This window comes from Leclercia sp. GLN_9 (genome assembly GCF_043105735.1).
Taxonomy (GTDB): Bacteria; Pseudomonadota; Gammaproteobacteria; order Enterobacterales; family Enterobacteriaceae; genus Enterobacter; species Enterobacter adecarboxylatus.
Map to the genome: position 1 here is coordinate 734,764 of NZ_JBICLV010000017.1, position 14,981 is coordinate 749,744.

At 55.9% G+C, this 14,981-nt stretch carries 14 protein-coding genes and 1 pseudogene; 7 read left to right on the forward strand and 8 right to left on the reverse strand.

Going from position 1 to position 14,981, the window contains the following annotated elements; translation table 11 throughout:
- Positions 1 to 30: 30 nt before the first annotated feature.
- Positions 31 to 1,355: pseudogene (locus ACF8PE_RS14310) on the reverse strand (MFS transporter).
- A gap of 390 nt (positions 1,356 to 1,745) precedes the next feature.
- On the opposite strand from ACF8PE_RS14310, the gene ACF8PE_RS14315 reads away from it, so the two are divergent.
- On the forward strand, positions 1,746 to 2,549 hold the full coding sequence (locus ACF8PE_RS14315; protein ID WP_392495006.1) for a YdcF family protein: 804 nt from the start codon (positions 1,746 to 1,748) through the stop codon (positions 2,547 to 2,549).
- 198 nt (positions 2,550 to 2,747) lie between these two features.
- Complete coding sequence (gene aldA, locus ACF8PE_RS14320; protein ID WP_130588765.1) at positions 2,748 to 4,187, forward strand: aldehyde dehydrogenase; 1,440 nt, start codon at positions 2,748 to 2,750, stop codon at positions 4,185 to 4,187.
- A gap of 51 nt (positions 4,188 to 4,238) precedes the next feature.
- Here aldA and ACF8PE_RS14325 read toward each other — a convergent pair whose 3' ends face one another.
- From ACF8PE_RS14325 to gap, 4 genes are all read right to left on the reverse strand, one after another.
- Complete coding sequence (locus ACF8PE_RS14325) at positions 4,239 to 4,901, reverse strand: DUF1120 domain-containing protein (protein ID WP_130588766.1); 663 nt, start codon at positions 4,899 to 4,901, stop codon at positions 4,239 to 4,241.
- 274 nt (positions 4,902 to 5,175) lie between these two features.
- On the reverse strand, positions 5,176 to 5,838 hold the full coding sequence (locus ACF8PE_RS14330) for a DUF1120 domain-containing protein (protein WP_032610996.1): 663 nt from the start codon (positions 5,836 to 5,838) through the stop codon (positions 5,176 to 5,178).
- A 261-nt stretch (positions 5,839 to 6,099) separates the two neighbouring features.
- Positions 6,100 to 7,026, reverse strand: coding sequence for an alpha/beta hydrolase (locus ACF8PE_RS14335; RefSeq protein ID WP_077227259.1), 927 nt, complete (start codon positions 7,024 to 7,026; stop codon positions 6,100 to 6,102).
- Between the two features lie 103 nt (positions 7,027 to 7,129).
- Complete coding sequence (gap, locus tag ACF8PE_RS14340; protein ID WP_032610993.1) at positions 7,130 to 8,131, reverse strand: type I glyceraldehyde-3-phosphate dehydrogenase; 1,002 nt, start codon at positions 8,129 to 8,131, stop codon at positions 7,130 to 7,132.
- Positions 8,132 to 8,316: 185 nt separating this feature from the next.
- Between gap and cybB the strand changes: the two genes are divergently transcribed.
- On the forward strand, positions 8,317 to 8,844 hold the full coding sequence (gene cybB, locus ACF8PE_RS14345; protein ID WP_077227261.1) for a cytochrome b561: 528 nt from the start codon (positions 8,317 to 8,319) through the stop codon (positions 8,842 to 8,844).
- Positions 8,845 to 8,853: 9 nt separating this feature from the next.
- On the forward strand, positions 8,854 to 10,122 hold the full coding sequence (locus tag ACF8PE_RS14350; RefSeq protein ID WP_392495007.1) for an MFS transporter: 1,269 nt from the start codon (positions 8,854 to 8,856) through the stop codon (positions 10,120 to 10,122).
- Positions 10,123 to 10,189: 67 nt separating this feature from the next.
- On the opposite strand, the gene ACF8PE_RS14355 is transcribed toward ACF8PE_RS14350, so the two are convergent.
- The 3 genes from ACF8PE_RS14355 to ACF8PE_RS14365 form a co-directional block, all read right to left on the reverse strand.
- Positions 10,190 to 10,408, reverse strand: coding sequence for a hypothetical protein (locus tag ACF8PE_RS14355; protein ID WP_127472164.1), 219 nt, complete (start codon positions 10,406 to 10,408; stop codon positions 10,190 to 10,192).
- 117 nt (positions 10,409 to 10,525) lie between these two features.
- On the reverse strand, positions 10,526 to 10,708 hold the full coding sequence (locus ACF8PE_RS14360; RefSeq protein ID WP_032610990.1) for a general stress protein: 183 nt from the start codon (positions 10,706 to 10,708) through the stop codon (positions 10,526 to 10,528).
- Between the two features lie 317 nt (positions 10,709 to 11,025).
- A complete protein-coding gene (locus ACF8PE_RS14365; protein WP_148569422.1) occupies positions 11,026 to 12,360 on the reverse strand; it encodes a PLP-dependent aminotransferase family protein in 1,335 nt (444 codons plus the stop codon).
- A gap of 84 nt (positions 12,361 to 12,444) precedes the next feature.
- Here ACF8PE_RS14365 and ACF8PE_RS14370 point away from each other — a divergent pair, with 84 nt between their 5' ends.
- The 3 genes from ACF8PE_RS14370 to ACF8PE_RS14380 all read left to right on the forward strand — a co-directional run bounded on the left by ACF8PE_RS14370 (position 12,445) and on the right by ACF8PE_RS14380 (position 14,889).
- On the forward strand, positions 12,445 to 13,323 hold the full coding sequence (locus ACF8PE_RS14370) for a DMT family transporter (RefSeq protein WP_392495008.1): 879 nt from the start codon (positions 12,445 to 12,447) through the stop codon (positions 13,321 to 13,323).
- 19 nt (positions 13,324 to 13,342) lie between these two features.
- Entirely contained in the window at positions 13,343 to 14,242 is a 900-nt protein-coding gene (locus tag ACF8PE_RS14375; RefSeq protein ID WP_392495009.1) for a dihydrodipicolinate synthase family protein, read from the forward strand.
- Positions 14,243 to 14,469: 227 nt separating this feature from the next.
- Positions 14,470 to 14,889, forward strand: a complete 420-nt coding sequence (locus ACF8PE_RS14380) for a translesion error-prone DNA polymerase V autoproteolytic subunit (RefSeq protein WP_032610985.1) — start codon at positions 14,470 to 14,472, stop codon at positions 14,887 to 14,889.
- The last annotated feature ends 92 nt before the right edge of the window (positions 14,890 to 14,981 follow it).

The window sequence follows — 14,981 nt, forward strand, 5'->3', positions numbered from 1 at the left end:
TAGCGGCCAGCGACGCTGGCCTCCTGGGGATCACAGTTCGTTGGTTTGTGCGTTGATGGCCGGGGCGGCGCGTTTTACCCGGCTGGCGAAGAAGATGGCAATCAGGGAGATAGTCACCGTCACCGCCAGATACCAGGCCACCGGTACCCAGTCGCCGTTATATTTTGCCAGCAGGCCGGTGGCAATCAGCGGCGCGGTGCCACCCGCCAGCGCAGCACCCAGCTGATAGCCGAGAGTGATGCCGGTATAGCGCACATTGGCGGTGAAAATTTCTGAACAGAGCGTACCGAGCACCGCGGTTACCGGTGCCCACAGCACGCCGAAAGCGATGACCGTCGCCAGTACGATCCCCCAGGTCGTGCCGGTGTTGAGCAGCATAAACCAGGGAACGATAAACAGGCCGAGGGTAAATACGCTGACGGCATACATGCGCTGACGACCAACCTTATCTGACAGCAGCCCCATCAATGGGATCATGATGGTCGCCACCAGCGCCCCGAGGGTCACGGCCTCCAGCGCCTGCGATTTTTGATAGCTGAGCGTAGTGGTGGCATAGCTGACCACAAAGGTGGAAAAGATGTAGAACGGCGCGGTCTCAACCACCTTCAGCCCGGCGGCGATCAGTACTTCTCGCCAGTGGTATTTAAGGGTGTCGCGCAGCGGAGCTTTGGCCACCTTGCCGGAGGATTTGACCTTTTTAAACTCGGGCGTTTCGTCGATATCCTTGCGGATCCACAGGCCCAGCAGCACCAGCACCGAGCTTAACAGGAACGGAATACGCCAGCCCCACGAGAGAAAATCCTCTTCACTGAACATCGTCATCAGCGAGACGATAAAGGTCGCCATCAGCATGCCAATGGTCACCCCCGCCTGCGGAATGCTGCCGAAGAAGCCTTTGCGCTTCTCGGGGGCATACTCATAGGCCAGCAGCAGGGCGCCGCCCCATTCGCCACCGATCCCCATCCCCTGAATAATACGCATCAGGATCAGCAGGGCGGGCGCCCAGAGGCCAATCTGCTCATAGGTCGGTAACAGCCCAATCATGACGGTTGCCCCCCCATCAGCGACAGGGTTAATACCAATGTTTTTTTGCGCCCGATCCGATCTCCGATGTGGGCGAAGATCACGCCCCCAATGGGTCGGATAAAGAAGGTCAACGAGAACGAGAGATAGGATAAAATCAGGCCGATGACCGGGTCGACCATCGGAAAGAAGATCTTGTTGAACACCAACGCGGCGGCCGTGCCGTAGAGAAAATAGTCAAACCATTCAATAGCACTGCCCGTCAGGCTGGCGACCAGCACCTTTTTGTTTTTGCGTAAAACTGCGGTACTGCTTTCGTGTTGTTGTGTCATACCCGTGATCCCGCTTAGTGGAGGATGAATCGGGTGACACCCGGCGCGCTTCGGGTGCAACCGATAAAGGAAAAAGGTTGTCGAATTGTTAAGCAACTTAGGGAGGGCTATTACGTTTGGCAAGCGAGAGGGGGCTAAAACTGGTCAGATCACGGTGAAATAAGCAGCAATCGATGCTTTTAATAGCAGGTATTCTGGCGCTTAATTTTTTTAATGTCGCAAGTCACAGCATATAATGCAGGTGCAACCGACTGATTTTTAGACTTTTCTGGTTATTTCAGTTTAATGACTATCCTTATAAGGTAACTGCCGATTTCGCTTTCAGAGGGATCCTCTGTTAAGTCACGGCCCGCGCGTTACCCTTAACGTAATTGCTGGAAGGAGGTAACGATGAGTCTCACAATCTTCCCGTCTCTGCCGGATAAAACGCTGGCTGCGGTCAATACCGTCGGCGCCTGGCTCGCTGAAGATAACTTGCCCTATAATCCGCCCGCACTGCTGCCGGATTTGGTGGTGCTGGCCGGTAATGCGGTGATCCCCTCCATTGATGCGGCCTGCCGTCTGGCGTCTGAGCTTGGCATTCCTTTGCTGATCAGCGGCGGCATTGGCCATTCGACCACCTTCTTATACGCTGCCATTGCGCGTCATCCGCGTTACAACAGAATACGAACCACCGGCAAAGCCGAAGCCACCATCCTGGCGGAGATTGCCCGGGCGTTCTGGCAGATTCCACCGGAACACCTGCTGATGGAAGATCAGTCCACCAACTGTGGTGAAAATGCCCGGTTCAGCGCCGCGGCCATCACCCATCATCAGCTGCGGGTGAAACGCGGAATTGTGGTACAGGATCCGACCATGCAGCGTCGCACGATGGCTACCTTTGCCCGGGTCTGGCGTGATAAGCCCGATGCCCCGGCGTGGACCAGCCATCCCGGCATTGTGCCGCAACTGCAAAACAGCGAGGACGGGCTGGTGTTCCGCGGCGGCGGCGAAGGATTGTGGCCCGTCGAGCGCTATCTGTCGTTGGTACTGGGCGAGCTTCCACGCCTGCGCGATGACATTAATGGCTATGGTCCGCTTGGGCGCGATTTTATCGTTCATGTCGATATCCCTGCTGAGGTGGAGGCCGCCTGGCAGATCCTGCGTAACGATGTCATCCTCACCGAGGCGCTGGCCAGCCGCTCTCTGCTGTAATGCATTGCCCGTTTGCGATGACTTTGCCGCAAACGGGCAATCTTTGTTGTCAGGTTGTAATTATTTCCGCCTGCTGACCCGTTTCTTTTATGAGATATCTCACAAAAACAGCGCGATAGGCTGGGATTGCGGATCGGGAACTGTAGTTTTTAACAATAATTTTACTTGTTAAAAACAGTGCAATTACAGGAGCAGGTCATGACAGTACCCGTACAACATCCTATGTATATTGATGGACAGTTTGTTGCCTGGCAGGGTGAAGCCTGGATTGATGTGATCAACCCGGCCACCGAAGAGGTCATTTCCCGTATTCCCGATGGCAGTGCCGACGATGCCCGCAAGGCCATCGACGCCGCCGAGCGCGCTCAGGCCGACTGGGAGGCACTGCCTGCCATCCAGCGCGCGGGTTGGCTGCGTAAAATTGCGGCGGGTATCCGCGAACGCGCCAGCGAAATCAGCGCCCTGATCGTGGCTGAAGGTGGCAAGATCCAGCAGCTCGCGGAGGTGGAAGTGGCTTTCACCGCCGATTATCTCGACTATATGGCCGAGTGGGCACGTCGCTACGAAGGCGAAATCATCCAGAGCGATCGCCCGGGCGAAAACATTCTGCTGTTCAAACGTGCCCTTGGTGTGACCACCGGCATTCTGCCGTGGAACTTCCCGTTCTTCCTGATCGCCCGCAAGCTGGGTCCGGCGCTGCTGACCGGTAACACCATCGTCATTAAACCGAGCGAATTCACGCCGAACAACGCCATTGCCTTTGCCAAAATCGTTGACGAGATTGGTCTGCCGAAGGGGGTCTTCAACCTGGTGCTGGGGCGCGGCGAAACCGTAGGCCAGGAGCTGGCGGGTAACCCGAAAGTGGCACTGGTCAGCATGACCGGCAGCGTGGGGGCGGGGGAGAAGATCATGGCCGCCGCCGCGAAGAACATTACCAAAGTGTGCCTGGAGCTGGGCGGTAAAGCCCCGGCCATCGTCATGGACGATGCGGATCTGGAGCTGGCGGTGAAAGCGATTGTTGACTCCCGCGTGATTAACACCGGGCAGGTCTGTAACTGCGCCGAGCGTGTGTATGTGCAGAAGGGCATTTACGACCGCTTTGTGAACCGTCTGGGCGAAGCGATGAAAGCGGTGCAGTTTGGCAATCCTGCCGAGCGCAATGATATTGCCATGGGGCCGCTGATCAACGCTGCGGCACTGGAGCGCGTCGAGCAGAAAGTGGCACTTGCCGTGCAGCAAGGGGCAAAAGTGGTCCTCGGTGGTAAAGCGGTGGAGGGGAAAGGGTATTTCTATCCGCCAACGCTGCTGCTGGATGTCCGCCAGGATATGACCATCATGCACGAAGAGACCTTCGGGCCGGTTCTGCCGGTGGTGGTATTCGAGACGCTGGAAGAGGCATTGAAAATGGCCAACGACAGTGACTACGGTTTAACGTCTTCTCTCTATACGCAAGATCTAAATGTGGCGATGAAAGCCATCAAAGGGCTGAAGTTCGGCGAAACCTATATTAACCGCGAGAACTTTGAAGCGATGCAGGGCTTCCATGCGGGCTGGCGTAAATCCGGGATCGGTGGGGCGGACGGCAAACACGGTCTGCATGAATATTTGCAAACGCAGGTGGTCTATTTGCAGTCATAAAACAAAAACAACCGGGCCAGTTATTGGCCCGGTATAATTAGATCATGACGATTAGAGGTAAACCAGCGTCATGGTTGACTGACCTTCGAAAGGCGTGTCGTCGGTGATAGCCAGAGTTTTCGTTTTCTGAATAACCAGGTTGGTCACGAAATTAAAGGTAGCGGCGGTGATGGCAAGAGGTTCTTTTGTGCCGGTGGTTGCAAATGAAGTGGTAGTAACAGTATCGCTACGAGGAACGGAGCCTTTTACCCAATGGCCGTCAGTCCAGTCGTTGTTTTGAACAATAGGGTCTACAGTATTGCCATCGGCGACGACATCCGTCATCCACATACTGTAGTTACCGATATTTACCCCGCCCGTGGTTTTGCCCACGCCATAGGTATAATAGGCGTCTGTCACGTTAGTGGTGGTATTAACATCTACAGGTAAACGTGCATTGCTGTCGCCATGGTTATCGGTAATGGTGAAACCGACTTTGGTTGCAGCAGTACAATTAATGCTTACCGGGAGCTGTTTTTGGCCGAGAACGTTGTTTTTATCTGCATCTAATCCGCCGAGATGAATAGTGCCGTAATCAAATACATTACCCTGACTCAATTCAACTGAGCAGGCGGAGTTAGTTAATACGCCTTTTACTTTCAGAACCGCAGTTTCAGCGGCAAAAGCAGAGGTGGTGCAGAGCGCGATAGCCGTAGCCAGAATGACTTTTTTCATCCATGAACCTTTTGTATTTAAGTGGACGGTGAGATTCGAGTAAGGATATTCATATACGGGTCCTTACTCACCGGCTCAATATAATACGTATTTTGGCTTTGCGGTATATTTACAAAAAAAGAATGGATATTGTAGGAGAAATTATGATTCCGCTGGCATCTAAATTAAGCCTTGATTATTTATATCATGAATAATTATAGGTTCGCAGACATATTTGCAGTCATAAAAAATCGCACCGGCCGAGAAAGTGTCCGGTGCGTATAGAACATGACGGTTAGAGATAAACCAGCGTCATGGTTGCCTGGCCGTCGAGAGGCGTGTCGTCAGTGATCGCCAGGGTTTTCGTATCGCGGATGACCAGATTGGTCACGAAATTAAAGGTCGCGGTAGTGATTGCAATAGGGGTTTTTGTTCCTGTGTCTGCAAATGACGTGGTAGCAAACGTATCGCTGCGAGGAACGGAGCCTTTTATCCAGTGGCCGTCAGTCCAGTCTTTGTTTTGAATAATAGGGTCTACAGTATTGCCATTGGCGGTGACATCCGTCATCCACATACTGTAGTTACCGATATTTACCTGGCCCGCGGTTTTGCCCACGCCATAGGTATAATATTTATCTGTCACGTTAGGGGTGGTCTTAACATCTACAGGTAACTGTGCATTGCTGTCGCTACGGTTATCGGTAATGGTGAAACCGACTTTGGTCGCAGCAGTACAGGTAATACTTACCGGGATCTGTTTTTGACCGATAGTATTGTTTGCATCAGCGGATAAACTACCGAGACGAATATTGCCGTAATCAATCACACCACCCTGACCCAATTCAGCCGAGCAGGATGAGTTAGTTAATGTACCTTGTACCTTCAGTACAGCCGTTTCACCCGCAAAAGCAGATGTGGTGCAGAGCGCGATAGCCGTAGCCAGAATAACTTTTTTCATTTTTTAATCCTTCCGTGATTTATTTAATTGCATTAAGCGGCAAAGCGAATTCCGTTAATGGGAGTGTTTGCCGGGTTGGATGCATAATAGTTATTTTTCTGGCTGAGATATAATTATAAAAAATGAATGGTTCATTTAGAATAATTATAGATATCGCTGGATATAAAGATTAAATGAATATTTTTACTCAAAAAAGGGTTTGTATTTTTATAGGCCGGGTAAAGCGTCGCCGCTACCCGGCAATACACCGGTAAAACAGGCTTACACCTTCGTCGCAATCCAGTTCATCATCAATTCCGGCCAGACGGCCACCGGTAATCCCTGGGCATCGCGAATACCAAAGCCGTGCTTTCCTCGCTCGAACAGGTGCATCTCAACGGGCACCCCCAGGCGGCGCAGGGCGCTGAACATCGCCAGGCTGTTCTCGACTTTTACCGCCGGATCGTCTGCGGCATGCAGCAGGAAGGTCGGCGGGGCGTCACGGGTGACGCGCTCCTCCAGCGAATAGCGACGGATCTCCTCTTCTGACGGCTTATCCCCCATCAGCTCATGGCGCGAGCCAGCGTGGTGGTGCTCGTCACGCATGGTGATCACCGGATAGACCAGCGCCATAAAGGCCGGACGGGCAGGGAGCGCGTCAATAGCGTCCAGCGGGGCATAGACCGCTTCATCATGTCGGGTGCCGAGGCTTGCCGCCACGTGTCCGCCCGCGGAGAAGCCCAGCACCCCAATGCGGGCCGGATCCAGCTTCCACTCTGTGGCACTGGCGCGGATCATGCGCATTGCGCGCTGAACATCAGCCAGCGGCGCGTCAGCTCCCTCTTCATGACCATCCCCCGGCATGCGGTAGGTCATCACAAACAGGGTATAGCCGCGGGCATTAAAGAACGAGGCCAGTGCGCTGCCCTCTTTATCCAGCACCACGCGGCGATAGGAGCCGCCCGGCGTGACCAGAATGCCCACCCCATTAGGTCGGCTGGGGGCATAAACGGTGATCGCGGGTGCGCGAACACCGGTGACGGCGCGATCGTAGTCAGAGGTGCCGGTATGGCGGGGTTCAGGGGTGAAAACGGCATCGCTGGTGCGTGCGCCCGGGGCTTCATTATCGGGCCAGATGGTAAAGGTGGCCGAACGGCCAACGGCGTGCGCCATATTTTGTTCGAGTGTGTCGCGGCTGAGTGCTTCCATAATAACGCTCCCTCTCTGGAAAGCGTTTGTTATACCAGCGTTAACGAAATTAAAACCAGCAACGCCTCACAGGTTGCGGACAGCAGGGCTGTCCGCGGTGTGATTACAGGGCGGCGAACTTATCTAAAGTACGCACCAGCTGAGTGACAAAACCGTACTCGTTATCGTACCAGGCCACGGTTTTCACCAGTTGGACGTCGCCCGCGTCGGTGACTTCTGTCTGGGTGGCATCAAAGACGGAACCAAAGTGCGAGCCGATGACATCCGACGAGACAATCTCTTCATCGGTATAGCCAAATGACTCGTTGCCCTCGGTGGCCTTTTTCAGCGCCTGATGGATCTCATCCACGCTCACTTTTTTCTCCAGAATCGAGACCAGCTCGGTCACGGAGCCAGTTTTGACCGGCACACGCTGGGCATGGCCCTTCAGTTTGCCGCTCAGTTCGGGGATCACCAGCCCGATAGCCTTGGCTGCGCCGGTGGTGTGCGGGATGATATTTTCCGCGGCGGCGCGTGAGGCACGCAGATCTTTGCCGCGCGGGCCATCTACCAGCGCCTGGGTGCCGGTGTAGGCGTGGATGGTGGTCATGGTGCCCGCCCGGATGCCAAAGGCATCGTGCAGCACCTTCGCCAGCGGCGCCAGGCAGTTAGTGGTGCAGGAGGCCACAGAAATAATGGTGTCACTGGCTTCGATGGTGTCGTCATTGACGTTAAAGACGATGGTTTTCATCTCGCCAGCAGGGGCGGAGATGAGCACTTTTTTCGCCCCGGCGTCCAGATGCGCCTGCGACTTCTCCTGAGAGGTGTAGAACCCGGTGCACTCCACCACCAGATCCACCCCGGCGGCTTTCCACGGGATCTGTTTTGCCTCTTTTTCGGCGTAGACCGAAATGGATTTCCCGTCGACGATCAGCGAATCTTCCGTAAAGTCCACGCTCCAGGGGAAGGGGCCATAGTTGGAGTCATGTTTTAACAGGTAGGCCAGCACTTTCGGTGACGTTAAATCGTTAATTGCCACCACGCTGTTACTGTCCTGGGTTTCCAGCAACCGACGAAGCACCAGTCGGCCAATACGACCAAATCCGTTAATGCCAATCTTACTCATGATGTTCTCCTGTGTGGTATACGGGACGTTAAACTCATCCAGGATTAGACCATGCAGCCCAGCGAGGCAATTGAAGATGGCTCATCTGCACGGAAGTTTTTGAAAAGTCGGGAACAAAATTTAATGAATTTTTAACTGAAGCTGGTTATTTTACCTTTTTATTCGTCTTCTATTCAGGAAAGACTATGCGCAATAAATACACCGGCCTGCAAATTACTATTCACTGGCTGGTTTTTCTGCTGGTGATCGTGGCCTACTGTGCCATGGAGTTTCGCGGCTTTTTCCCCCGCAGCGACCGTCCGCTGATCAACATGATCCATGTCTCCTGCGGTATTTCTATTCTGGTGTTGATGGTGGCGCGTCTGCTGGTGCGCCTTAAGTATCCTGCGCCGCCCATCGTGCCTAAGCCAAAACCGATGTATATCGGGTTATCCCATTTAGGTCACCTTGCTATCTATCTGCTGTTTATTGCCCTGCCGCTGATTGGTCTGGTGATGATGTATAACCGGGGCAGCACCTGGTTTGCCTTTGGCCTGGGGATGCCGCACGCCGCCGAGTCGAATTTTGACCTGGTGGACACGCTGAAAGCCTGGCACGTCACCCTGGCGAACCTCGGTTACTTTATCATCGGTATTCATGCTTTTGCCGCGCTGCTTCATCACTACTTCTGGAAGGACAACACGCTGTTGCGCATGATGCCGAAAAAGCGTTAAGGGCTGCCTGTGTCCCCTCAACGGCGTAAGGTGCTGTTAGCCACCGGCCTTGGCCATTTTGTCGAATGGTTCGATTTTGGGCTTTACGGTACGCTGGCAACCATCATCGGGATGCATTTTTTTCATACTGACAACCCGGCCTCGGCGCTGCTCGCATCCTTCGCGGTCTTTGCCGCCGGGTTTATGGTACGCCCGCTCGGCGGGCTGTGGTTTGGCTCTCTCGGCGACAGGATCGGCCGACGCAAGGTGCTCTCCACCGTGATCCTGTGGACCTCCGGCGCGACCTTTATTATCGGGCTGCTGCCCACCTATTCGCAGGTCGGGCTTCTCGCCACCGTTATGCTGGTGCTGGTGCGGATGATCCAGGGATTTGCCGCCGGGGGCGAAAGCCCTGGTGCCACCACCTTTCTGGCCGAATATGCGCCCGCCGCGCGCCGGGGCTACTTCACCTGCTGGATAGACAGCTTCGGCTTTATGGCGTTTGTCGCCGGGTCGGGTCTGGTACTGCTGTTGACCGCATGGCTGGGAGAGACGGCCATGAACGACTGGGGCTGGCGCATTCCGTTTCTGCTGGCCGGTCCGCTGGGCTGGATTGGCCTCTATCTGCGAAACCATCTTCAGGACTCCCCCGAATTTCAGGCACTGCTGAACAGCCGTCAAACGGAAGCTGCGCCACTGCGCCGGGCCGTCATCACCGGCAGGCGGGCGCTGGGCTTCTGCATCGGGTTTGTGGTGATCAAGGCGGTGATGCACTGGATGCTGCAAGCCTTCATTCCAGCCTACCTGGTGACGACGCTGCACTATCCGGCGCTGGATGCCTATACCATTACCACCCTCGGGCTGCTGTTCGTCGCCGTGCTGGTGCCTTTTATGGGCTTTCTGTCGGACCGTATTGGCCGTAAGCCACTCATGCTGGCAGGCTGTCTCGGGTTGATCCTTTTCGCCTGGCCAGCCATGAAGCTACTGACAAGCGGGGAGGTATTCTCTGCGATGCTGGGGCTGGGGCTGCTGGGGTTATGCATTGCCGCCTTTGACGGGGCCAGCAACGCGGCGATGGCGGAGCTGTTTCCCACCCGCATCCGCTTTGGCGGCGTGGCGATTGCCTATAACCTTGCGGTGGCGTTCTTTGGCGGCGTGACGCCCTGGTCGCTGGCCTGGCTACTGACTGTCACCGGCAATCCACTTTCCCCGGCGCTGTACGTAATGATGGCGGCGCTGGTGACCCTCCTGACGGTGCTGCGGGCCAGAGAGACCGCAGGGCAGCGGCTGCGAACATAAAAAAGCCCGGCGGGGAAGGCCGGGCGAACAACAAACCACAACACATTTTACATCACTTAATCGCTGCTTACTTCAGGTCGCGACGCGCCATGGCATTGACCAGGTACGACTGACGCTGACTGAGCCTCACCTCACTGCTGGTGTCATTATTTCTGCTGAGCTGGAGTGCCGGGCCGCTATCCGGTGAACGGGTACGCTCTGCATCCGCCGGAATAATCCAGCCAACATCATCACTGGTGCGATGATTATTACGTGCGTTACGCACTCTTCTTCTCAAATGCAGCATATAACCTCCGTATAATTCATCGAACTACCCCGTTAATGATGCGGTATTTTTACCGCCCTCGCTGTCTCAACTTTATTGTCTGACAAAAGAAGCCAGACAGAGAATATATTATGAAAATTACTCCGCCGGTTTGCGACCGCCGCCCCGGCTATTTTGTCCGCCTTTTTTTCCGGCTTCAGAGGCACGTTGCGGGTCATTTTTAAAATTCCCGCCGCTGCTCTGTCCACCTTTGCGGCCCGCCTGGGATGCACGTTCCCGGTCTTCTGCGAAATTGCCGGAACCGCCTCGATGTTTAGTCATAACATGTCTCCAGTGTTTCGTTAAAAATATTCATTGAGAGGAAATTAACCTCTTCAAATATGTGCATAAATAAATGTAGACAGAACGGCAAAAAGTTCAATAAGCCATTTGGCGACTTTCTGTCTCCTGTCTGATTTAATTTTAGGCATTTGCGGTGGTTAAGGAGAATATATCCGCGCTAATAAATAAGTTAGCAAAAGTTACATGCGGTTCGAGTAAATTTAGCGGCAATTTTTACTGTGATGAAGATCGATAAAAATAACCCTTTTGCGCAAGATTAAGACAACTCTTAATAAGCCCGCCCGCCGGGAACCCGCCTAACGGCTCTGCTCCAGTTCTATCGCCGCTCTGACCTGCGATAACGCCTGGCGTAATGTTTCCATCGTCACTGACCCGAGGGCAATGCGGATCGCCTGCGGCACCGTACCGGAGGTCGAGAACGGCTCGGCGGTCGAAACGGAGATGTGGTTATCCATCAGCGCTTTCACCACCCGATCGGCTCTGGCGTCGTCCACCAGCGGCAGCCACGCAAAGTACGAGTCGGGATGGGTGATGCAGGGTAGATCCCCCAGCACCGCTTTCAGGATGGCCTGCCGTTGCCGGGCGTCGCGTCTTTTCAGCGTTTCAAACCGGGCCACGGTGCCGTCCTGGATCCAGTGACACACCATGGCGGTCATGACCGACGGGGTATTCCAGGTGGTGGCCCGGATAGCCCGCTCCAGCGCCGGGCGCAGATCGGGTGGGCAGATCACTGCACCGACCCGCAGACCGGTTGCGACATTTTTGGAAAAGCCGGTGACATATACCGTTCGTTCCGGGGCGAAGCTGGCGACGGGCGGCGGAGGGCGGCGGATCAGCCAGCCGTAAGCTGTGTCTTCAATGATCAGCAGATCGTGCTGGCGGGCAATGTCCGCCAGCGTCCTGCGCTGCTCGCGGCTCAGCACCCAGCCCAACGGGTTATGCAGGGTCGGCATGGTGTACACCGCCCGCACGTGGCGTCTCTGGCAGAGCTGGCGTAACGCCGCCAGATCCGGGCCATTTTCCGTGCAGGGGATGGCGAGCAGCTCCAGATGATATAGCGCCGCCAGCGCCTTAAAGCCCGGGTAGGTGAGGGCGTCTACTGCCACCACGTCGCCGGGCCGGAGCAGACCCATCACCGTTATGGTCAGGCCATGCTGGGCACCGTTTACGATCAGCACGTTGTCCCCGGTGGGTTGAAAATGCGCCCCCGCGAGGTGCGCGGCGACGATCTCCCGCTCGGTCTGCCTGCCGGCATGGGGCTGATAGCGCAGGTGCGATTCGATATCGCCCCCGGAGGCAACCTGCCTGAGCGCCTCCCGCAGCAGCTCCCCCTGGCCCGGCAGGGCGGGATAGTTGAAGTTCAGATCCAGTACATCGGTGGCGACCGCATGCTGATCGATCCCCTGGCCCGACGGCAACAGGATCTCCCTGACGAAGGTTCCGCGTCCTGTTTCGCCGCTGACCAACCCCATCTTCTCCAGCTCGGCATAGACCCGCGTCGCGGTGGCAAGGGAGATATGTTCCCGGGCGGCGAGCGTGCGGTGGGTGGGCAGACGCGTGCCTGCCGGGATCTGTGCGGAGCGAATCAACCCGGCGTAGCGATCCACGATCCCTTTGTAGCGCGCTTTCATCAAATGTATCCATGACAATAATTTGATTGTATTGAATGGGCGAGATTACCATCCGCTCAACAGAGGCTCAAGATGGGAACGGTAATGAGTGTTGTGACAGATAAAACCTCGCTTTCTGGCTGGCTCAATGGCCTGCTGGGGGTCGTGATTTTCAGCGGTTCTTTGCCCGCTACGCGCCTTGCGGTGCAGGATTTTGATCCCTTTTTCCTGACCTTTGCCCGGGCTTCCCTGGCCGGGGTGCTGGCACTCATCCTGATCCTCGGGTTACGGGAAAAACGCCCGCCAGCGGCCCGGATCGTGCCGCTGATGATGGTCTCGCTGGGCGTGGTGATCGGCTTTCCGCTCTTCACCGCCCTGGCATTGCAGCATGTCACCGCCGCCCACTCCATTGTGTTTCTCGGCTTACTGCCGCTGATGACCGCCATTTTCGCGGTGCTGCGGGGCAAGGAACGTCCTGCCCGGGCTTTCTGGTTCTTCTCGGTGCTGGGCAGCCTGCTGGTGGCGGGGTTTGCTTTTTCGCAAGATGCCTCTCTTTCCCTGACGGGCGATCTGCTGATGCTCGCGGCGGTGATCGTCTGCGGCCTGGGCTATGCCGAAGGGGCCGCGCTTACCCGCGAGTCAGGCGGCTGGCAGGTGATCAGTTGGGCGCTGATCCTTGCGCTGCCTTTTATGGTGGTGGCCTCCGTGCTGATGATGCCTGTATCCTTCAGCGGCATTGGTTTTCCGGCCTGGGCGGCGCTCGGCTATGTGTCGCTCTTCAGCATGCTGATCGGGTTTATCTTCTGGTACAAAGGGCTGGCGCGGGGCGGGATCGCCGCCGTCGGGCAGTTGCAACTGCTGCAGCCGTTTCTGGGGCTGGGACTGTCCGCCACGTTGCTGCATGAGCGGGTCAGCCCACTTATGTTGTTTATCACTTTGGGTGTCATTCTGTGTGTTATTGCTTCGCGGAAATATGCCCGCTGAATGTTAAAAGGGAACCAAAATGTTTAACGGTCTGAGTGCATTTCCCCTGACGCCCCTGGTGCAGGGTGAACCCGATGAGAAAGCCTTTGGTGCGTTGATTGAGACGCTGGTGGCGGCAGGCGTGAATTCTGTCGGGGCGCTGGGTTCCACGGGGAGCTATGCCTATCTCACCCGGGAGCAGCGTTTTGCCGTCACAAAGCTGGCGGTGAGTGCCGCCGCGGGTGTGCCGGTGATGACCAGTATCGGCAGCGTCAACGCTGAGATGATCCTGCGGCTGGCTGAAGATGCGCAGAGCGCCGGGGTGAAGGGGCTTCTGCTGGCGCCGCTTTCCTATCAAAAACTGACGGCGGATGAAGTTTTTCGCCTGTACGAGCGCGTCGCAGGAGAAATCTCTGTCCCGCTCTTTATCTACGATAACCCGGCGACCAGCGGGTTTGAATTCACCGACGAACTGCTGGTGGCGTTGTCTTTTTTGCGCAACATGGGTTCTATCAAACTTGGCGATCTGCCGGCCGATCTGGCTGGGGCGTCAGCCCGTGTGGCGAAGCTGAAAAGTCAGGTTGCGAAGGGCGTTACGATTGGCATCAGTGGGGATGCGCAGTCTGCGATGGGGTTGCTGGCGGGGTGTGACGTCTGGTACTCCGTGCTCGGAGGGCTGTTCCCGCACGACGCCCTGCGCCTTGCACAGGCGGCCCTGCGGGGAGACGTTGACGAAACCCGGCAGCTCAACAGCGCGCTGGAGCCGCTATGGGTCTTCTTCCGTCGTCACGGCAGCCTGCGAACCATCGCGACGGTGGCGGAGCTGACGGGAAGGGTCGTCGCGCCTTGCCTGCCTTTCCCGTTACAAACGCTGGCAGGGGACGAGCGCGATGCTCTGCAGGCGACGCTGGCGCAACTGCCCTTACGGGCTGAGGGTTAATCACGTCTGGACGGGCTGTTCAGTTCCTCCTCATACCAGCCTCTCCCTTGAGGGTCAGGGCGTTGTTCACGCAACGCCCTGAAATATTTACAAAATAAATATTCTTAACCACATTAATCACTTATAAGCGAAGCGGTTACGCAATAAACAGTCGCCGTCGCCCTGTGACTTGCCTGCGCTCCTCGCTAATACTACTGTATATAAAAACAGTATTCGAGGAACGAATCATGGTGTTTTACCAACTTGCAGCGCTGCGCGAGGTGATCGCGCTACCCCTTTTTGGCGAGGTCGTGCAGTGCGGCTTCCCCAGCCCGGCCCAGGACTACGTGGAACAACGTATCGACCTGAACAAATTGCTGATCCAGCACCCCAGCTCAACGTATTTCGTGAAAGCGGCCGGGGATTCGATGATTGATGCCGGGATTGGCGACGGCGATCTGCTGATAGTTGACAGCGCCAGGACGGCGCAACATGGAGATATTGTGATTGCGGCAGTGGAGGGCGAATTTACGGTAAAGCGCCTTCAGCTCAGACCCCGGGTGCAGCTTAATCCGATGAACAGCGCCTATTCGCCCATCCTCGTGAACAGCGAAGATTCACTCGATATCTTTGGCGTGGTGACCTATATCGTCAAATCGGCGGATTAACCGGCATACACCGGCGCTCGCTGACCGCAGATGGCTAATACTGGAGCCCTCATCCACTAATGCCCGGGTGAGGGCAGGCAAGCCATTGCAAT